This window comes from Bacillus toyonensis BCT-7112, assembly GCF_000496285.1.
Classification (GTDB): Bacteria; Bacillota; Bacilli; order Bacillales; family Bacillaceae_G; genus Bacillus_A; species Bacillus_A toyonensis.
Genome location: NC_022781.1, coordinates 2,545,010 through 2,566,109, shown reverse-complemented (window position 1 = coordinate 2,566,109; position 21,100 = coordinate 2,545,010). Strand labels below are relative to the sequence as shown.

General features: G+C 32.9%; 18 protein-coding genes and 1 pseudogene. 9 read left to right on the top strand and 10 right to left on the bottom strand.

The window, feature by feature from the left end; genetic code table 11:
• Window positions 1-31: 31 nt before the first annotated feature.
• Window positions 32-904 (top strand): TetR/AcrR family transcriptional regulator, encoded by an 873-nt coding sequence (locus tag BTOYO_RS13240; RefSeq protein ID WP_000659602.1) that lies wholly within the window; start codon window positions 32-34, stop codon window positions 902-904.
• A gap of 30 nt (window positions 905-934) precedes the next feature.
• On the opposite strand, the gene BTOYO_RS13235 is transcribed toward BTOYO_RS13240, so the two are convergent.
• Together BTOYO_RS13235 and BTOYO_RS13230 are read right to left on the bottom strand one after the other, a co-directional pair.
• The gene (locus BTOYO_RS13235; RefSeq protein WP_000413116.1) at window positions 935-1,906 is read right to left on the bottom strand and encodes a glycosyltransferase family 2 protein; all 972 of its coding nucleotides are present in this window, start codon (window positions 1,904-1,906) and stop codon (window positions 935-937) included.
• A 36-nt stretch (window positions 1,907-1,942) separates the two neighbouring features.
• A complete protein-coding gene (locus tag BTOYO_RS13230; RefSeq protein WP_002092954.1) occupies window positions 1,943-2,326 on the bottom strand; it encodes a GtrA family protein in 384 nt (127 codons plus the stop codon).
• Between the two features lie 322 nt (window positions 2,327-2,648).
• Between BTOYO_RS13230 and BTOYO_RS13225 the strand changes: the two genes are divergently transcribed.
• A complete protein-coding gene (locus tag BTOYO_RS13225) occupies window positions 2,649-4,109 on the top strand; it encodes a glycosyltransferase family 39 protein (protein WP_001048187.1) in 1,461 nt (486 codons plus the stop codon).
• A gap of 74 nt (window positions 4,110-4,183) precedes the next feature.
• Here BTOYO_RS13225 and BTOYO_RS13220 read toward each other — a convergent pair whose 3' ends face one another.
• Together BTOYO_RS13220 and BTOYO_RS13215 are read right to left on the bottom strand one after the other, a co-directional pair.
• Window positions 4,184-5,641: a glycosyltransferase family 39 protein gene (locus BTOYO_RS13220; protein ID WP_001191900.1), complete on the bottom strand. Its 1,458-nt coding sequence runs from the start codon at window positions 5,639-5,641 to the stop codon at window positions 4,184-4,186.
• 94 nt (window positions 5,642-5,735) lie between these two features.
• Entirely contained in the window at window positions 5,736-7,289 is a 1,554-nt protein-coding gene (locus tag BTOYO_RS13215) for an ABC-F family ATP-binding cassette domain-containing protein (protein ID WP_000055386.1), read from the bottom strand.
• A gap of 169 nt (window positions 7,290-7,458) precedes the next feature.
• Here BTOYO_RS13215 and BTOYO_RS13210 point away from each other — a divergent pair, with 169 nt between their 5' ends.
• Window positions 7,459-8,031 (top strand): TetR/AcrR family transcriptional regulator, encoded by a 573-nt coding sequence (locus BTOYO_RS13210; RefSeq protein WP_000075002.1) that lies wholly within the window; start codon window positions 7,459-7,461, stop codon window positions 8,029-8,031.
• 56 nt (window positions 8,032-8,087) lie between these two features.
• A complete protein-coding gene (locus BTOYO_RS13205; RefSeq protein WP_002046064.1) occupies window positions 8,088-9,023 on the top strand; it encodes an SDR family NAD(P)-dependent oxidoreductase in 936 nt (311 codons plus the stop codon).
• 47 nt (window positions 9,024-9,070) lie between these two features.
• Here the strand turns inward: BTOYO_RS13205 and BTOYO_RS13200 are convergent, their stop codons facing one another.
• The 3 genes from BTOYO_RS13200 to BTOYO_RS13190 form a co-directional block, all read right to left on the bottom strand.
• Window positions 9,071-9,892, bottom strand: coding sequence for a glycosyltransferase family 2 protein (locus BTOYO_RS13200; RefSeq protein WP_000672689.1), 822 nt, complete (start codon window positions 9,890-9,892; stop codon window positions 9,071-9,073).
• 27 nt (window positions 9,893-9,919) lie between these two features.
• Window positions 9,920-11,374 (bottom strand): oligosaccharide flippase family protein, encoded by a 1,455-nt coding sequence (locus BTOYO_RS13195; RefSeq protein WP_002040054.1) that lies wholly within the window; start codon window positions 11,372-11,374, stop codon window positions 9,920-9,922.
• Between the two features lie 451 nt (window positions 11,375-11,825).
• Window positions 11,826-12,338, bottom strand: coding sequence for an acyl-CoA thioesterase (locus tag BTOYO_RS13190; protein WP_000412115.1), 513 nt, complete (start codon window positions 12,336-12,338; stop codon window positions 11,826-11,828).
• A 321-nt stretch (window positions 12,339-12,659) separates the two neighbouring features.
• Here BTOYO_RS13190 and BTOYO_RS13185 point away from each other — a divergent pair, with 321 nt between their 5' ends.
• Entirely contained in the window at window positions 12,660-13,973 is a 1,314-nt protein-coding gene (locus BTOYO_RS13185) for an ArnT family glycosyltransferase (protein WP_001015657.1), read from the top strand.
• Between the two features lie 67 nt (window positions 13,974-14,040).
• On the opposite strand, the gene BTOYO_RS28320 is transcribed toward BTOYO_RS13185, so the two are convergent.
• The 3 genes and pseudogenes from BTOYO_RS28320 to BTOYO_RS13175 form a co-directional block, all read right to left on the bottom strand.
• Window positions 14,041-14,847: a methyl-accepting chemotaxis protein gene (locus tag BTOYO_RS28320; RefSeq protein WP_370512683.1), complete on the bottom strand. Its 807-nt coding sequence runs from the start codon at window positions 14,845-14,847 to the stop codon at window positions 14,041-14,043.
• A pseudogene (locus BTOYO_RS28315) lies at window positions 14,845-15,222 on the bottom strand (protoglobin family protein); the annotation flags it as partial. The pseudogene BTOYO_RS28315 and the gene BTOYO_RS28320, both read right to left, overlap by 3 nt.
• Before the next feature lie 249 nt (window positions 15,223-15,471).
• Entirely contained in the window at window positions 15,472-16,104 is a 633-nt protein-coding gene (locus BTOYO_RS13175; RefSeq protein ID WP_000924369.1) for a trimeric intracellular cation channel family protein, read from the bottom strand.
• Between the two features lie 271 nt (window positions 16,105-16,375).
• Between BTOYO_RS13175 and BTOYO_RS13170 the strand changes: the two genes are divergently transcribed.
• From BTOYO_RS13170 to BTOYO_RS13155, 4 genes are all read left to right on the top strand, one after another.
• Window positions 16,376-17,794, top strand: coding sequence for an O-antigen ligase family protein (locus tag BTOYO_RS13170; protein ID WP_000943143.1), 1,419 nt, complete (start codon window positions 16,376-16,378; stop codon window positions 17,792-17,794).
• Between the two features lie 77 nt (window positions 17,795-17,871).
• Window positions 17,872-18,972: a glycosyltransferase family 4 protein gene (locus tag BTOYO_RS13165; RefSeq protein ID WP_000865929.1), complete on the top strand. Its 1,101-nt coding sequence runs from the start codon at window positions 17,872-17,874 to the stop codon at window positions 18,970-18,972.
• Between the two features lie 15 nt (window positions 18,973-18,987).
• Window positions 18,988-19,728: a WecB/TagA/CpsF family glycosyltransferase gene (locus BTOYO_RS13160; protein ID WP_000290755.1), complete on the top strand. Its 741-nt coding sequence runs from the start codon at window positions 18,988-18,990 to the stop codon at window positions 19,726-19,728.
• Between the two features lie 151 nt (window positions 19,729-19,879).
• The gene (locus tag BTOYO_RS13155; RefSeq protein ID WP_000521088.1) at window positions 19,880-21,079 is read left to right on the top strand and encodes an MFS transporter; all 1,200 of its coding nucleotides are present in this window, start codon (window positions 19,880-19,882) and stop codon (window positions 21,077-21,079) included.
• Window positions 21,080-21,100: the final 21 nt, after the last annotated feature.

Here is a 21,100-nt window from a genome sequence, read left to right as displayed (position 1 = left end):
ATGATGCGAGATTAAACGTAGGAGAGAAGATATGAAAGAAAAAGAGCGCTTAATTATAGAGATGGCTATGAAGTTATTTGCGACTAAGGGTGTAAATGCGACATCAGTGCAGGAAATTGTGACAGCTTGTGGTATATCTAAGGGAGCTTTTTATTTATACTTTAAATCGAAAGATGAGCTTTTATTAGCAACACTTCGATATTATTATGACAAGATTCAAAATAAAATGATGGATATTGAAAAAGAATCACTATTTCCCCGTGAAAAATTTGAAAAACAATTGTGCTGTCAGTTTAATGATATACAAAAGCATAAGGAATTTATTATTATGCATGCGAGGGAAAATGCTATTCCATTTAATAAAGAAGTAGAAGAATTTATGATGAGGATGAAATTGGAATCTCATGCATTTTATCGAAATAGTTTGTTGTCTATTTATGGTGACAAGGTTATGCCGTATTTATTAGATTTAGTAATTATGGTAGAAGGGATCTGCCGTGGATATTTAGAATTAATTATTTTACAAGCGCCAGAAATTGATTTGTCCTATGTATCGGCTTTTATTTTAAAAAGGGTGGATCATTTAGTAGATGGACTTATAGAATCTTCGGAAGAACCTGTTTTACATGAAGAAAGACTTGGAGAGTTTCTTTGTAAATCAGAGCTTATTAAAGAACAAGTTAAGGAGCATTTTTTAAAAGAAATAATTGTTTTTAAGCGTACATTAGCTGATCAATTAGAAGATGATGAATTACTTATTACGCTAGATGTTTTAGAGGCAGAAATGAGATTGCCAAATCCAAGGGTCCCAGTCATTCAAGGGATGTTGTCTAATTTAGATGTATACCCAAATTTAAAAGAGTTCCGTTTGAGACTTATGGGGTATTACAATATAAAAAGGTAACAATGATAGTTTTCATTGTTACCTTTTTTATTATGCATTCACTTTTTCTTTTTTCTGTGCAGCCTCTTCTTGTTCAATATTGATCGTTTCTTTCACGATATAAATCGGACGGTTTTTACTTTCGTCATAAATACGAGCAATATACTGACCGACGATTCCAAGACCAAGTAACTGAATACCGCTAAAGAATGTAATAGCAACCATAATGGATGCCCAACCTGTTTGAGTACCATCGCCGATGATTTTCACAGTAATTGTATAAAGCAAGACAATTATAGAAATGAGAACTGATAATAAGCCTAAAGACATAACAATTCGTAACGGTTTTGTCGAAAAGGCAATGATACCGTCTGATGCAAATTTAATCATTTTCTTTAATGGATATTTTGTTTCGCCAGCAAAACGCTCGTCACGTTCATATTCAACATACGTTTGGCGGAAGCCAACCCAAGACATCATACCGCGAATAAAGCGATTTCGTTCTGTCATTTGATTGAACACATCAGCAACTTTGCGATCGATGATTCGGAAATCACCTGTATCTTTTGGGATATCGATATCAGACATATAGTTTAAGAATTTATAGAAATATTTAGCAGTTAAAAGTTTAAACCAAGTTTCACCTTTACGTTGTTTACGTTTTGCATAAACAACTTCATATCCTTCTTCCCATTTGGCAATAAGCTCAGGAATAACTTCTGGTGGATCTTGTAAATCTGCATCTATAATTACAATAGCGTCACCTTTTGCAGCAGCAATACCCGCTGTAACAGCTACTTGATGTCCGAAGTTACGTGCAAAATTAACAATTTTTGTACGGTAATCATTTGCTGCAATCTCAGATAAAATGTCCATTGTACGATCCGTACTGCCATCGTTTACAAAGACAAATTCATAATTAATATTATTTTGAAGCATAACGGACTTTAAACGATTATAACATTCCTGTGCTACTTCTTCCTCGAAGTACATAGGAACTACAACCGAAATTAATTTTTCCATGTTGTATCCTCCGTAGTTTTAATAAGTTGCTTAAGTTTAATTGGTAGCCTGTTCAGTTTGGTTGAATGTCCAAATTTTATTAAGGATAAAATTTATAACCATTCCAACACCAATTGCGAAGATTTGTGCAATAAATGCATTAAAGGTAAGTTTATCTACTAATATAAACAAACATAATGTATTAAAAGCCAATACAATTAAATTTACAGTTAGAAACTTAAAGAACATTGACATGCTTTTATTATTAGGTTTAAACACCCAATTTTTATTCCAATAATAGCTATTGGCAACACCAATTAAATAGGCAATGGTATTCGCAACAAGATAGTTCATCCCGAGCTTTACCAATATCCCAAAACTAATAATTGTAATGAGTGTATTAAAGATTCCTACTAAACCAAACTTTAAGAGTTTTTCCATCATAGTATCCTCATTTTTATAAAATAGAAAATGTAGAAAGATTATTCATACATAACAAATACATATTATAACATATTTTATGCTGAAACGTTATTTGTTTTAATTAGGGAAAATATGAAAAGAACGAGCGATATATGTAAAGTCTAGTTATATATATGGTATGATTGATTTACGGATCGACAATTAGAAGAGGTATAGTGTGAGCAAAAAAAAATGGGTATTTTAGGTTTTTGGGTGGAACTGAAGGGCCCTACATATTCATTACGTTTTTGTAAAGGAGATACCACTATTCTTATAGTAATGTATAAAGGAGTAAATTGTATTGAACTTATTTTTAAAAGGAATGTCTACTTTCTCTACACGAGCGGTATATATCATATACGGATTTTTTGCTTCGGTATTATTTATTAATTATTTTTCAGATACACAAAAATATAATTACGTAATATTATTAACGGGTGTTTTATTATTATCTATAGTAGGAAGTTTTATCCTTAGAAAAGGCTCGCTGTATCTAGAAAAATTAAATGAAAAAAAATGCTTTTTCGTTTTAGTAATCGTTTGTTTAGCAGTTAAATTAACATGGGTGCTCAGCTATCAAATTCAGCCGTTAGTTGATTATGCTACGTTTTATTATACTGCAGAAGAATTAAGTGAAAGCTTCGTTATTAATAAGAGATACATAGCATTATTTCCACATATTTTTGGTTATGCGTCAGTCTTAAGTATTTTCTTGAAGATATTTGGCTCTAGTTATATGATACCACCTATTTTGAATGTTATCCTAACTACAATATCAATGGGATTAATATATGCTATATCTAGAAAAATTGGTGGGGTAAAAACTGCAATAACAGCAAGTGTTTTATGGATCGCGTTACCTTCGCAAACCATGTATAATATGTTTGCATTGTCAGAGCCGCTCTATTGTACAGTACTGTTGTTGATTTGGATGATTATGATAATCGTTCATGAGAAAATCGCCAATATAAATATAAAAAGATTACTTGTTTATTCCATTTTAATAGCAGCGTTACTTGCATTTATGAATATGGTACGACCAATTGCAGCAGTTCCAATTATAGCTCTAGTGATATGGTTCTTTATTATAGATATAAAGCAAATTGGGAATAAAAAAATATGGTTAAATAAGATAACATATGTAGGGGTTATCGTTGTCGGATACCTTATTTTTTCCTCGGCGATAAATCAGTATATAACATTACGTTTAGGTGAAGAAATAGCATCAACCCCGGGTTATAATATTTATGTAGGATTTAATGAGGAAAGTTCGGGGAAATGGAATAAGCCAGATGCTGAACTATTGTTTTATTATAGTGATAAACCAGGATGGACTGCTGATGATGCTCAACAGAAAATGCTAGAAGAAGCAAAAGAAAGGGTGCAAAGTGGTAATATCGACTTTGTGAAACTATTCTCCGATAAATTCTTTTCGTTTTTAGGTGATGATAGTTCAGCAGTGGACTATGCTGGGCCTGTATTAGATAATATAGTACGATACACTGTAGCATCGAATATGTTTTATTACTTCTTAATTGCTACCTCAATACTAGGTGTATTAGTGGCTATAAAAAATAAAAATAAATCTTCTCTATTTATTATTTGCTTATTTGCAATAGGGCTAACAATGGCACAGTTGTTAGTAGAAGTGGCATCAAGATATCATTATTCAGCTACAATATCAATGGTAATCTTGGCTGCTTTTGGTATAAATCATGCTTTCAATAAAAAAGAGAATATAGATATAAATGAAAAGGCATGAGTTCGGTATTGTACCGGGCTCATGCCTTTTTATTCGGTTTTAATTTGTTTTGATGATTAAAACCTTACTGTATTTTATACTTTTGAGGTTTTTCTATTTGATATAAATCGATAGCATAAATATAGCCCATAGCTTTGAATGATTGTAAAGCTAGGCATGATGAAGTATCGATATCTTGTTTGGTATTCGATTAAGAAATGAACAGTTACGTAACCAATTATTAATAATAAAAATAGTGTGTAATGCGTGTTGTTTTGCTTAGTCAATATGAGATAAAGAAGTGCTAATGTACTGAATAGCATAGATGTAGTATATATATACTTTTCATATTTCGTAAGGTCGTCTTTTAAAGTAATCATATCATTATCTGTGTTCCCAAGTGTTAGTAGACTCCATACTGGGGCGGAGTCGTACTCTGCCCACATGAGTATGAACTTATCACCAAATAACGATAAAACCTTTTGTGGATCAGCTAATCGTTCTTGAATCAGTTTCTTTTCAGCAGCTTTTCGTTCTTCGCCAATCTCAAGGGACATAATATATTCCGCATCTGCTGCAGAATAGCCACCTTTTGTTTCGTGATTAAATCCTACTGTAAACTTCCAGAGAGGATCACGGTTAGATAGTGGATATTGTGTAATTCCCGCAGATATAAACGAATAACTTATAATGTAATGAACAAGGTAAAATACAACGAAAATTCCACAAAGTTTTTTTATAGAAGTGAAAATATCTTGCTTTGATTTCCCTAACATACCGTGTAAAAAGACATAAATAGTTACTGCAATCAAGATTATACCACCAAGCGGACGCATGATGTCCCCTAAGGAAAGTGAAACTCCTATAAAAATCCACATATATTTATGGCTTAATCCTTTTGTAATTAATAAATAAAATCCAAGGTAAAATAGGAACGTGGCAAGATGTTGATTTGTTAGGACTGAGCTCAGCACAATACTTGGGATATATACTGCATATAGTAATCCAGCCACGCGTCCGGACCACTCATTAAATATGTGAGAAGTTATTTTATAAACGAGAAATGTTGTTCCAGTGCAATAGAATACATTTAAGAGCTTTAGAAGGAAGGTTCCTTCACCAAATAAATTAACAATAAAAGCTTCGTACATTGTAAATCCAAGTTGATAAACCCACGAAGTATAATATATGCTTTGAGCAAAACTAAAATCTCCTTTAGTCGCTTGCAAAGCACCATTGTACATCATACCAAAATCTGATTCGACAGGAGTTTGGATATTAAGAATCCAGATTAATCGAATAGAGAAAGCTAAAATGATAAGTGAAATGGCGAACATTAATTTTGACATATATTTATTGGAAATATAGCCAATTAGTAAAAATAAAATCCCTATTAGAATAATACTTGGGATTATAATAAGTAAACGAGTGTTGGCCTGTTCTCTAACTACATATACTGAGTGCCATGTAATAGCTCCAGAAATAATGAGACATAGCACTAACAATGATTTCACAAAAAATGTATTGAGTTTTAGAAAAAATGAACTTTGCATTATAATTAAAAACTCCTTATTGAATTTTATGGCTATTTCAAGGAAAAATCCCTTTACACACTAAGTGGTGGTGTAAAGGGATGATTTCAGGTGATTAAGAATTTTCTTGGGCCCATTTTTCTACATCCCAAGTTTTTGTTATCCAATCTTCATAAAAATCGGGTTCGTGGCATACAAGAAGAATTGTTCCTTTATATGCTTTCATCGCCTTTTTTAGTTCCTCTTTTGCTGTAACATCAAGGTGGTTCGTCGGCTCGTCAAATAGTAACCAGTTGCTGTCTTCTCCCATTAGCTTACATAAACGAACCTTTGCTTGTTCACCACCGCTTAATTGGTTCAGTGGACGAGAAATATGTTCATTTTTCAAACCGCATTTTGCTAGCATTGCACGTACTTGGTGTTGGTCCATGCTAGGGAATGTATTCCAAACATCATCAATTGGTGTTATATTATCAGCTTTTACTTCTTGTTCGAAGTATGATGGATTTAAGAAGTCACCAAGACTTGTTTTTCCGCTTAATGGTTTGATCTTACCTAAAATTGTCTTTAATAGTGTTGACTTACCGACCCCATTACATCCAACGATTGCAATTTTTTCACCACGTTCGATTGTCATCGTTAATTTTGGTAATAACGGATGTGTATATCCAATCTCTACATTTTCTCCTTCAAAGACGAATCGGCTACTTGCGCGACTCTCTTTAAATGAGAATTCAGGTTTAATTGCTGTTTCAGGACGATCAATACGTTCCATACGATCGAGTTGTTTTTGACGACTCTTTGCACGACCTGTCGTTGAGTAGCGAGCCTTATTTTTCGCAATAAAATCTTCTTGTTTTTTAATAAATTCTTTTTGTTTTTCGTAAGCATTAATATGTTGGTTTTTATTAATTTCAGCAAGTTCTAGGAATTTTTCATATGTCGCTGTATAACGCGTCATTTTTGTAAACTCTAGATGGAAAATAATATCGACACATTTATTCATAAATTCCGTATCATGGGAAATTAATAGGAATGCATGTGGATATTCTTTTAAATAATTTGTTAACCAATGAATATGTTCAACGTCTAGATAGTTGGTAGGTTCATCTAATAGTAATACTTCTGGTTGTTCAAGTAGTAATTTTGCAAGTAACACTTTTGTACGTTGCCCACCACTTAATGCGGCAACATCACGATCTAAACCAATTGCGTCAATTCCAAGACCACGCGCTGCTTCCTCAATTTTCATATCTAATAAATAGAAACCCCCTGCTTCAAGAGCATCTTGTATTTCTGCCATTTGCTCAAGAAGCTCTTCTAATTCTTCAGGTGTAGCAGTTCCCATTTTTTCTGTAACTTCATTTAAAGCTTTTTCTTGTTCAAATAAAGGTAAAAACGCATCTGCTAATATGTCACGAATTGTGCGGCCAGGTGTTAAAATTGTATGTTGGTCTAAGTAACCATAATTTGTACCAGGTGTCCATTCAACTCGGCCTTCATCATGGATAAGTTGACCAGTAATTATATTCATAAATGTTGATTTACCAACACCGTTTGCTCCAACTAATCCAACGTGTTCTCCTGCGAGTAAGCGCATGGATACATCTTTAAATAATGTACGATCACCAAATGTATGGCCTAATTTTTCAACAGTTAATAAGCTCATAATGTCCTCCGTTCAATTCTAAATAGTGTCTTGAATCATGATACTAAATTCTTCGATATAATGCTATCATTTCAAAAATGTATATTTTTTCAAATAAGGAGTTGCATTATTTTGGAAAAAATATATAATATAATTGAACAGTGGTTAATTAAATCGTGAGGTATAAAAAATGTCGCCAAGAAGAGCAGTCAAACAAGAGTTAACAAGAGAAATGATTATGAACGTAGCAAGAAATTTATTTGTACAACAAGGATATCAGCACACTTCAATGCGTAAAATTGCGACGGAACTAGGGTATAGCCATGGTTCAATTTATTACCATTTTAAAAATAAAGCTGAACTTTTTTATGCGATGGTAGAACAAGACTTTCAATTGTTAAATGAAAAGTTAGATGAAATTAGTAAAAGAAACTTATCTCGAGAAGAGCAGTTAAAAGCAGTTTTATTTGGTTTTATAGAGTTTGGTTTGAAAAATCAAAGTCATTATGAAATGATGTTTTTAATTAAAAACGATGAGTTAAAGGAATGTTTGGCAGACGGCCCAAATGTTAGTTATGAAAAATTTGCAAAGGTTGTTTTTTCTTTATGTAATAAAAAAATAGATACAATGACGATATGGTCTGTCTTTTTATCATTACATGGGTTTGTCGCACATTATTGCGGAAGTGGGCAAACATTTGAAGAATTAAAGGGGCTTGCTCAAGTGCATGTAGAGTTTATTTCAAAATCGCTTCTAATGTAGGTGATTTTCTTTTTGTTATTAATTGAACAGTGGTTAATTAATTGGAGGGGGAACTTATGATGAGAAAAGCGTTAGTACTGGGAGCATCAGGAGCAATGGGTTATGCGATTACAAAGGAGTTATGTAATAGAGGGATTGATGTAGTTGCCTTTGCAAGAAATAAGGAGAAGTTGGAGAATTTATTTCAAGGAGAGGAACATATACAAACAGTAGCAGGAGATGTATTTGTAAAAGAGGATATAATAGATGCTGCGAAAGGTGTAGATGTTATATTCCATGCTGTAAATATCCCATATTCAGATTGGGAAAAGAAGCAACATAAACTATTAAGAAACATATTGGAAGTAGCAAAAGAGAGTGATAGTAAGTTAGGGATCGTTGATAATATTTATGCATATGGAAGGCAAAATCAAAGGCTGGTTAAAGAAGATGCTGAAAAGAATCCTCATACGAAGAAGGGGAAAATACGATTACAACTTGAAGCGATGGCAAAGCAGAGTAGCGTCAAAATGTTTATTGCTCATTTTCCTGATTTTTACGGTCCAAATGCGGAAAGCACACTTGTTCATCATACTTTACATGGCGTACTTGCAAATAAAGTGTCTAGCTTTGTTGGAGATAAGAGAATTGCACGCGAGTATATTTTTACGCCAGATGGTGCAAAAGCGATGGTTGAATTAGCGTTATGTGAGGAGGCTTATGGACAACAGTGGAACATACCAGGTTGCGGTGTCATTACCGGAGAAGAGATGATGCAATATATACGTGAATTGACGGGATATACAAAACAAGTTATGACCGTAAAAAGAGGAATAATAAAGTTAATGGGTTTATTTGATAAGCAGATGAAAGAATATGTAGAAATGCTCTATTTGACAGAAAAACCGGTTGTATTAAGTGGAGAAAAATATGAAATGCTCATTGGGAAAGTACCTAAAACATCTTATCGCGAAGGATTAGAGGAAACAATCTTATCTATGCAAAAGAAATAAAAGGTGTAACCATTTCATAGAAATGGTTACACCTTTTTCATATGAGTTTATTTTAAATATCCACGAATAATCCCGCGTAAACGATTTGCATGGAATTTACGTTTATCATTAGAAATATTTTGTGTCATACGGAATGTGGCAGCAGCAACAGCACGTAAGAAATAAGGGAATCCATAATGTAAGCGAATCACTCTGCCAAAACCGCCAGCATAAGAAATGGCACGTTTTAATGATTGTTCATTTATAACTTCTTCTTTTACAGGATGGTATACGAACAGATCTTTTCTAAATAAACCAGTGTGGTCTTTTTTCATACCGCGTAGAACAAAGTCGGTTTCTTCACCAGCTCCATAAATCGTTCCAGAGCCAACACCTAAATCCTCGTCGAATGTACCTACATCTTGTACAAATTGTTTTGTAAAGAATAGTGTAAAAGAGGGACCTAAAAATCCATATTTGTTATTAAGAATAATGTCTGTATTAGGTGCAAGTATTAAAGAACCAGTTCCTTCAACATTAGTAGTGTTTGTTGATATAAACTGAACATCGTTATTAGAGTTGAAAGTTTCTAATATACTTTCTAAAACATTTGTTTCATAAATACAATCGTCATCTGGAAAAGCGATGATATCGCCATCCGCTACTTTTAATCCAGTATTTCGAGCTCTAGATAACCCTTTAATAGGTGTATAAATGTAGTTAATAGAAAATTTTTCTTTATATTCATCAAAGAGATCCGAGATTGGAGTATCATTTTGATCTACTACGATGAGTTCAAAGTTTTGGTAAGTTTGTTTTTCAAGTGATTTTAGTAAGTCAAGAATATCATCACGTCTGCCACAAGTAGCCATGATTAAAGAGAATTTCAATTTTAACAGCTCCTTTAAGAATTACGTTTAAGCTTTTTTAAATCGTGCTTGTATTTTTTCTATTAGAGTAAAGAGAATTTCATCCTTTGTTAAGAAAAGGATAAGAGCATATGTTAATCCGCATGCTACCATGACTAGGAGAACTTGTAGTATTTGCCCAGATACGAACATACGAATAACGAATGCTATTGGTACAAATGTTAGTGAATAAAATAGATATTTAAGTTTTTGCATATCAAATAATGTATAATTCACTTTTAATTTCTTTTTAACATAAATATATTCAAGTACAATTAATAAACTGTTAGCAATTGTAGTTGTGAAAATTGCTGTCGCTGGTGTAAGCACATGGAAGAATATTAGTGCAATATTGGATGCTAGGTTAATAAACCCGCAAATGAATAAAAAGCGTACTAAAATACCTTCCTTCTTTTTAACATAAATAATTTGATTCGATAAAATAGATTCAATACCAACTGTAATCATATAGAAAGCGAACACAATTAATGTATTACCAGCCCCAGCAAATTCTGATCCACCATAAATGACAACAGCTCCGTGAGCAATGAGCATTAAACCAATTGCGGCGGGAAATAGGGTAATAAAATACACCTTTGAAATTTTGTTTAACAAAGATTCATACTCACTTTCAGATGCATTTCCTGATAAGTAAGAAAGCCGTGGAATCGTTACTTGTACAACGCTTAACATAAGTGTATTAATAATGGTCATAATTTGAAAAGCCATAACGTAGTAAGCGACCTCTGCTTTTCCGGCGTATTCACCTAACACAAGACGATCTAATTGTGTATATAAAATATTAGCATTTGAAAAAATGACGACTAATAGCAACGGTTTTAAATGCGGGATAATGGTTAAGTTAGAAAAATCAAACTTTACTTGGCGTTTCACATATACAAAGCTAATAGAATGATTTAAAAATGTTGATAGTGCTAATAAACCTGCGAATGTTTTATAATCATCCACTCCATGAACTAGGCAGAAAAGCAGTACAACATAAATTAGTCGAACAATAACTGTTTTTTTAGTGATGAAGTCATAATTTTCATACGCTTCATTGAACCATTCCACATAAAATAGATTGGAAATAAAATTGAAGCCAAAAATAAGAAGAACAGGAAATAAGCTTTCATTTCCATATCCAATATAACTAAAGGTTAAAAAAGCACATAAAGCTAAAAGGCTAGTTGTAACATTAATTACATAGAGACTTGTGAATAATTGAGAAACTTTCTTTTTATCATTTTTAATTAAGCTAACTTCACGTAAGCCATATTGATATACACCAAAAACCGCGAATATGAAAAAGTAATTAAAAATAGTTTCAGCAAAGTTAACGGTTCCCATCGAATTGGCTCCTAGCATGCGGTATGCGTATGGACCAACTAAGATTGGAAGTATAATGTTAAACGTATTGAGTAGTATTTTATAAAAAATATTTGAAACAATAGACTTTTGCATAGTTTCACCTTTCCATTAAAGTAATACAATTTAATTAAAATGCGTTTTATATTAAAGTTTTTAAGTAGGGATAATTACTTCAACTAAAATGAAATTGTTTTTAGTTGGTAAAGAATAATGATCGTTCTTTATTGTATTTTGATATAGTAAAAAACAAGGCGTTTTCTACACAACTTGCAAATTTTTAAATTAGTTTGCTGACCGCCCGTATAAGTGTACCTTACATAAACTTTGTAAAGCAACTATTCCTCGATTAGAAGCGAGTTATAAATAGAACTTTATACACTAGAAAAAGTTAATATTGAAATAGCCTAGCCAAGATATGTATAAAAATATTACATAGTATTTGTGAAAAGACGTAGAGATTGTATGAGAGACTTGAACTGTTTATAAAGAAATGAGCGAATACAAGTTAGTTATCCGCTCAGAAGGTATTTTCGATATTGAAATTTTATACACTCCAAGGCTTATTTAAAGTTAATACCTCAGCCATTTCTTTGCTTTTTAAACGTCCTTTTTTTCGGGTCTCAGCACGTTCGGAACCAGTTTTATGCAACCAATGTTCTTCCTCAGTTTCTGGTAATACTTGAGGTACAGAAGAAGGTTTGCCATCTTGTAATGCTACGAATGTAATAAAGCAAGTAGCGGCGATACGGCGTTCTCCCTCTAATAAATTTTCTGCAATTATTTTTACGAAGACTTCCATAGATGATTTACCAGTATAGCAAACAAATGCCTCATAACAAACAGAGTCAGCTTGATGAATAGGTGTTAAAAAATCAACAGAATCAATGGATGCTGTCACACAATGCTTGCGACTATGCCTTGCTGCTGCAATAGAAGCAATACTATCAATTTCAGCCAATAATTTGCCACCAAATAATGTTTGATGGTTGTTTAAATCATTTGGAAAAACACGTGTTGTTTTAATTGCTTTTGATTCTCTCATAAATTTCTTTTCCATATATTCAGCCCCTAGTGTACATTTTCAATCAGAGTGACATGTTCTTTATGACATAAAAGGAAGGTTAGTTCCTATTTGATTTTACCGGGTATTTAAACAAGTAAAATGTATGAGTAGAGGAGTAATAATACTTTTGAAAGTATATTCATGTAACTGAAAGAAAATTTATTTTGTCTAAAGTGTAGTGTAAAAGAGGATTCGCTTACATTGCAAGTGAAAAAGTAATGACTATATATTTGTCATAGAAATTCCCTATCAGCCGTGTACCTATTCATGATAGAATCGTTTTGTTATGAATGGAGATAGAGGTGCAATGGACATATGAATCATATACAAACAAATTTTTCGTCTTTTTTCAGTAAAATAATGATTGGTGCGATGCTCGCATTTTTTGTTTATAGTTGTTGGTCAGCGTTTGAAACAAGTAAGCAATTTTTTGGAGGAAGTACAACGAGTGTAACAATCGTATTGGCAATTTTCGTCATCCTCATATTGTTAGTGGCATCAATTTTACAATATCGTTTTACAGATAAACAATTTTTTATTTTTCTTATGAGCGTATCTATAGTTGTGAGAGTTAGTATGGTGTTAATTGTAGATGTTCCGATTATCGGTGATATGAAAGCGATGTATGAGTCTGCAAAGCAGATTGCAATTGGCAATAATATAGAGAATATAACACAGTTACCCTTTATCATTTATGAATCGATAGTTATTCGTATATTTGGTGATACGGCATTTGTTTTACAGTTATTTAATATTTTGTTCTGTACAGGAACTGCGTTTTTAATTTATCGTATTGCCGCTATGGTTTTTGGGGAAGAATGTGGTCGCGTTGCGTCCGTATTTTACGCTTTATATATTCCAAATATATTTATGAGTTCCTTATTAGCGCCTGAATCGCTCGCAATATGCTTATTTTATTTTGCTTGTTACATACTTTTATATAAAGGATTAGATCATCCTTATATGTGGGTGCTTTCAGCGGTTTTATTTGCATTTAGCAATATGCTGTTCCCAATGGGGTTATTTCTTCCTATTTTTATTGCGGTATATGTGTTGTTAATTGAATTGTTTCAATCCGCAACGAAACAAAAAATACTATTAAAGATGATAGGGATGCTTATTCTATTTTATAGTGTTCATTTTGGCGTGAGTTACGGAATTAAGACGATGGGAATGTCACAATATACGATTTCGAATGAGACGTATGTTCAATCGGTTTTAATCGGTAAAAATCAAAAAGAGGAAAAAATACCGGGAAATCAAACTGTAATAGAACATATTGATCAAAAGTTAAAAGAGATTGAGAGTGAAAGATTTAAACTGCTAAAACCAGTAATGAATCAGTTTTCAGATGAGGGGATAAATTCTATCCTATTCAAATGTGAAAAGCTGATATATATAGCAATAACATTATTCATGGCTATAGCTTTATTACATTTTCTTATTAAGAAACAAAAGAATGAAGGATACATGTTGTTCTTATTGTTGATTAGCGGATATGTATTGCTAAAAATCTTTCAAGTAGATATGGCATACTATAATATTATTATGCCAGCATTGTTTATTTTACAAAGCTTTGGTGTCTATATGAGTTATATATATTGTCAAAAAATATTTTTTAGAAAATAAAAAGAATCCAAAATGGATTCTTTTTATTGTTAGATGATGAAAAATCGTTATTAATATAAGTTTCGCCTTATCGGTTTAGTTCTAGTTGTAGACTATCAGCTGTTAGAGCCATTTTTGAAGAATCGTCTTGAATGCCCTTCATTACTTGCGAAATAGCTTCTAATTCATTTTCAATTTTTTTATTCTGTTCTTTCGAATTAGACATATCTTTTACGATTTCATGGAAGTATTGATCTGTCGCGTACATACTATCAGTTCCTTCAGATACGAGAGAACTAATTTGTTTTACAGAAGAAGAAACATGAATAATCTGTTCATTTGTTTTTTCAACGAGTTTTGTAACGTTGGAGATAGATTCTTTCGTTTGCTCTGATAATTTTCGGATTTCTCCAGCTACAACAGAAAAACCTTTGCCAAACTCTCCAGCACGTGCAGATTCAATAGCAGCGTTTAGTGCTAGTAAATTTGTTTGCTCTGCAATTGATTTAACGATATCTATGATTTCGTTAATTTTGTTGGAAATATTGAGAAGTTCATGAGTATCTGTAATGATAGTTTCCATATTTGTTTGAATGTATCCCATTCGTTTGTTTTGCTGATTTAATTGTTCTTTACCTTTATTAGCTTTTTCTTCTGATGTTGTTGCTAATGATGTACCGGTTTTGGCAATCTCTACAATAGTTTCGGATTTAGCAGTTAACTTTTGAATAGAAGAGCTTGTTTTTTCAGATACAGCTGCTAGTTCATTTGCAATATGTGTAATTGTCATAGCCGTTATTTCTTTTTCTTTTTCATGTTCTTTTTGAATTTGTTCATACTCAGATTCATAAGCTGCAAGAACAAGCTCTTGTTCAAGTGTGAATAATTTGTTTATTACATTTATAGAATATGAAAAATCATCGATTATTGTAATCTTTGTTTGTAAAATCTTTATGATGGAACGGAATAATTCTTGATAGGCAGCCGTATACCATTTTCTATGTAAGCCAATTTGAACATGTCTTTTGGCAATTCTGACACGTTGTTCAATAAAATCTTCGTGCATATCTCCACTGAATAATTCTTTAATATGTGTTTTTAAAGTTTGTTTTAGTTTTGGAATAGAGCTGTAACGTTCAATAATAGTAATTAAATTAGGTTGTTTTGTAATATTGGCATAGAATTTTTCTGTAATCCAATCTATTTCCTCATAAATAAAGGGCTGTAGTACTTTTACAATTTGTAAATCTTCCTTTGAAATATGTAGCATATCCATTTGAATCCTTAATTCGGAATTAGCAGGTACGTTAAAGGTTATTTGTTGTTCCTTACTTAATTCAATTATACTGGTGTTTGTTTTATGAGTATGTTTTTTAAAAACCCCAAGCATCGTTCTTCCCCCTGTTTGTGAAGCGTTTTCATTTTTGTTTCTAATATAATTATATATTTTTATATTCAATTACTCTATATCTGTGTATAGAATAGTATATAAATTAAGAGAATTCTATGTAGAATTCTCTTAATGACCTTTATTAATTTTAGCATGTGTTTTAAAGAAAACAGGGAAATGTACATTATATATTACAGTGACGACACGAATAATGAATGTTACTAATAAACAAACATAGAAAGCTAATACGTGCGCCCCCATTGCATGTGTGATTAAGAAGCTAATTGCTCCTAATATAGAAGCGATTGCGTAAATTTCTTTTCGGAATACGTAAGGGATATCTTGGGCGCATATATCACGCAAAATACCGCCTCCAATCCCCGTAATGACTCCCATTGAAACAACTAAAAATGAGGCATCAACATGATGTGACATTGCCGCATTTGCACCAATGGCTGTAAAAACACCTAAGCCAACAGCATCAGAAAGCATAATAACGACTTGAAGTTTATTGATACGCTCAAAAAACATACAAGTAAATAGTGCTGATAATACGCTTACGAAAAAGTAAATAGGTTTTACAAATGCGACAGGAGGCAGGTTACCGATCATAATATCACGAATAATACCGCCGCCGAGCGCAGTAGCTACAGCTAAACAAAGGACACCGAATAAATCTAAATCTTTTTTTAAACCAACTAATGTACCAGAAATAGCAGCGGCGATAATGCCAAGAAACGTAAATATGTCGATTAATAACATGGCTGTAATCCCTTCCTCCTAAAGATGTTCCAGAGAAAAAATATACACTAAAGTTATGTAAATAACAATGCATTTTCGTTACATGTAGAAAAAAAGAAAAAATAAGGAAGGAAAGCGTTTGAAAATGCAAATTTACTTTTTTTATGAGGTAAGGTTGGATAGAAATGTGAGACGTTTAATTAAAAAATATATGTTATAATACATATTTGAGATGAGAAAAATAATAATAATTGTATAGAGTGAATTTAGGTATAAGTTATGGAGGTTCTAGATGTTAAGGGAAAATAGTACAAGTAATAAATTTGAAAATTTTCTATTAATCTTTATTTTGTTGCAACCCATTTTAGATTTGCTTACAGCATTTTGTATAATGGTTTTAAAAATTGATACGACTATTGGAGTTATTACACGTTTATTCGTTATGCTTCTAGGTGGAATATATATTTTAATTCAAACAAAGAAGAGAGAGAGTATAAAATATATATCGTATATAATTCTAGTTGGAATTGTTTTCACTATTGGGTTAATAAATAATAAATTTACAAAGAACCCTATGGTGTTTACAGAAGAAGTTAAGTTTATAGCAAAAGCTTTATATCCGTTTGTTATGCTTACTTGTTATGTGTTTGTTTTTAAATCTTTAAAAGAAAAAAGACATTCAAAAATGCTTGAATATATTACGTATGCATCGTTAATCATAGGAATAGTAATGGTAGTTTCGATTGCAACGGGAACAGATTACAATAGTTATACGTGGTTGAAATTAGGGTCTCGTGGTTGGTTTTATGCAGGTAACGAGCTAGGATCTATTTTAGCCATCATGTGCCCAATTGTTATTTTGTATTCAATTGAAAAAACAAAAAGTATAGGTAAAGTATATTATTGGATTCCTTCAGTTTTAGTTGTCTATTCACTATTTGCAATTGGAACGAAAGTTGGTGTAGGAGCCATCTTTGTGGCAATGGCTATTGCAGTTGTTATGTGCTTTATCCAGGCATTTACACAGCGTAAAGATGGAAAGAAAAATGTCTATTTATTAAATGGTTTTATTGCAATGACTGTTTTTGTAGGCATAATGGCATATACACCTTTTTCGCCATTCATGAAAAATATGGGATTCCATTTCCAATTTATTGAACAGCAACAGAGTGCGAAAAATGAAGAGAGAAAGAAAGAGGAAGCGAAAGAGCATAAACCTCCAGTGACAGAGAAAGAAAAGGAACAAGAAAAAGAAAGAGAGAAAGAAAAAGAGAAAGAAAAAGTAGCTGAGAAAAAGGAAGAAACTCAAGCTATTATTTTTAGTGGGCGTCAAATATTCGAGCAAATGTATAAAGATTTTTATAAGGAAGCCCCAATGTCTCAAAAATTATTAGGTATGGGGTATGCTGGTAACTATAAAGCAGATCCGAAATTAATTGAACGTGATTTTCATGATTGGTTCTATTCATTCGGAATTATAGGATTTATTTTACTGGTAGTTCCGTTCGTATACTTTGGTATTAAATTCATCGCATGTGTATTTACTAAGTTTAAACAAATATTTACAGTGAGGTACGCAATGGTAATTGCAGCAATCCTGTTAGGGTTAGGTATCTCATTTATCGCTGGACATATTTTAATGGCACCTGGAGTAAGTTTTTACTTAGTATTACTCATGGCATATTTAATAGTTGACTTGGAAATTGAATGATAGAAAAATAAAAGCTAGCATATGTTAGCTTTTATTTTTGTTATAGTAAATAAAAATAAAAATGGAGGATGTAAGAAATGAAAGTGTTGCATATTAATGCTGGTGCAGAAGAAGGTGGGGGGAAAACACATATTATTTCACTCTTATCTCAGTTTCCACAGAAAGAAGTGGAATTAATGGTATTTGAAGAAGGGGCGATTGCTAGAGAAGCGAGGAACCTTGGTATTCAAGTACATGTTTTTACTCAGTCATCTCGGTACGACCTATCAATTCTTTCAAAAATAAAATCATTTATTAATGAAAATCAATTTGACATTGTGCATACACATGGCGCACGAGCGAATTTCTACCTCTCCCTCTTGAAAAAAGGTATAAAAGCGAAATGGATAATGACCGTTCATAGTGATCCAACCTTAGATTTTATGAAGGGGGGATTAAAAGGATGGGTATTTACGAAATTAAATTTACGTTCTTTCAAGAAGGTAGATTTGTTTTTTGCAATTACGGAAAACTTTAAGGAAAATATAATAAAGCTTGGGGTATCAGAAGAGAAAATTTGTACAATTTATAATGGAATTGAGTATGATAATATTCCAGCAAAGGCTTATGATAAGAGTGAATTTGGTATCGATGAAGGAGTATTTACAGCGATCCAAGTAGCTCGTCTTCATCCTGTTAAAGGACATAGTATTTTATTTGAAGCGTTACAAAAAATTAAAATCCAAAATATAAAGATACTTTTGCTTGGTGATGGACCTATAGAAGCAGAATTAAAAGCGATGGTGAAACAAAAAAACTTAGAGGATAAGGTGGTTTTTCTAGGTTTTCGTACAGATTCAAAAGAATTATATGCATCTGCACACATTAATTTGTTAACTTCTTATAGTGAAAGTTTCCCTCTTGTTTTATTAGAAGCAGCTAATCAACGCTTAACATCTATTGCAACAAATGTGGGGGATATGAGAAAGCTAATAGTTGATGATACATATGGATGGATTGTACCGATTGGTGATGCAGATTCGTTAGCAAAATCATTAGAAAATGCTTATGAAAAGTGGTTGAATGGGGAATTAGAAGAGATGGGAAATCGTTTATATGATTACGCATCTACTCATTTCTCGCTAAAGAATTTGTATGAAGATACTCGTAGTGCATATAAAAAACTTTTATTGAAATAGAGAGGATATTTAATTATGGCAGTACAAACAGTTGATATTCTAGGCGTTCCTTTCTCTACAATGACAATGGATGAAACAGTCCAATATTTAAAGGAACAACTAGAATCGGAGCAAAATGATACCTTTCAGGTAGTAACAGCAAATCCTGAAATTGTTATGTGTGCAAAAAAGGATGAAAAGTTCCATAAAACATTATTAAATACAGATTTAATTACACCTGATGGTATTGGGGTTGTAAAAGCAAGTGGTATGCTTGGTACACCTGTAAAAGAGCGTGTAGCAGGTTTTGATTTAATGTGTAATTTGTTTGCGAAGTTATCAGAAGAGAATAAACCAGTATCCGTTTTCTTATTAGGAGCAAAACCACATGTTGTACAAGCTGCAGCGGATCATTTAAAGAAGACATATTCAGCTGTATCTATTGTTGGTACGCAAGATGGGTATTTTAAGCAAGAAGAAGAAGAGAATATCGTTTCTCGTATTCAAGAAGCAAAACCAGATCTACTACTTGTTGCACTTGGTTTCCCAAGACAAGAGAACTTTATCCAAAACAATAAGCATCGTTTAGAAACGAAAATGGCTGTTGGAGTAGGTGGAAGTTTAGACGTATGGGCGGGAGAGGTAAAACGCGCACCAAAGTGGATTCAAGCGATTCATTTAGAGTGGTTTTACAGGTTATGTAGTAATCCAACACGCTGGCGTCGTCAGTTAGTATTAGCGGAATTTTTAAAAGAAGTAATGCGTTCAAAAAAGTAGCGAAATCTCGCTACTTTTTTTTGTTGATTTTTGATAAATATTTTAAATTTTGGGAATGATGAAGGAGAATTTTTTACACGAAAGTATTTTACTTATGTAATTCACACATGTAAAATGATGTGTAAAGACACCTGTGTGAGGAGGACTTCTTGTGGGCAAGGTAAAAGAAATTTCGAAGCGAAAGCTACTTGGCATAGCGGGGCTTGGATGGCTATTTGATGCAATGGATGTTGGAATGCTTTCATTTGTAATGGTGGCACTCCAAAAAGATTGGGGATTAAGTACGCAAGAAATGGGATGGATAGGTAGTATTAATTCAATTGGTATGGCAGTAGGAGCGCTCCTTTTTGGGATACTATCGGATAAAATAGGCCGAAAATCAGTCTTTATTATTACATTATTACTATTTTCTATCGGTAGTGGTTTAACTGCTTTAACGACGACACTCGCGATGTTCCTCGTTTTAAGATTTTTAATTGGTATGGGGCTTGGCGGTGAGCTTCCGGTTGCCTCTACACTAGTATCAGAGAGTGTTGAAGCACATGAACGAGGTAAAATAGTTGTGCTATTAGAAAGTTTTTGGGCAGGTGGCTGGCTAATTGCAGCTCTTATCTCATATTTCGTTATTCCGAAATATGGTTGGGAAGTTGCGATGGTGTTGAGTGCGGTTCCGGCACTATATGCTTTATATTTAAGATGGAATTTACCAGATTCTCCGAGATTTGAAAGGGTCGAGAAAAGACCGTCTGTTATCGAAAATATAAAGTCAGTTTGGTCTGGAGAATATCGTAAAGCTACAATTATGTTATGGATTTTATGGTTTTGTGTTGTCTTTTCCTATTATGGAATGTTCCTTTGGTTACCTAGTGTAATGGTATTAAAAGGATTTAGTTTAATAAAAAGTTTCCAGTACGTACTTATTATGACATTAGCTCAACTTCCAGGGTATTTCACAGCCGCTTGGTTTATTGAACGTCTTGGGCGAAAGTTTGTTTTAGTTACGTATTTAATCGGTACAGCGTGCAGTGCCTACTTGTTTGGAGTTGCAGATTCATTAACAGTTTTAATCGTGGCAGGCATGTTACTATCCTTCTTTAATTTAGGTGCCTGGGGGGCATTATACGCTTATACACCTGAACAGTATCCGACAGCTATTCGTGGTACAGGTGCAGGAATGGCGGCCGCATTTGGCCGTATTGGTGGTATTATTGGCCCGTTATTAGTAGGCTATTTAGTTGCTGCACAAGCTTCACTTTCGCTAATATTTACGATCTTCTGTGGATCAATTTTAATTGGAGCATTTGCTGTAGTTATACTTGGGCAAGAAACGAAGCAACGAGAATTAGCGTAAAAGGAAAGGGGGGACCGAGGT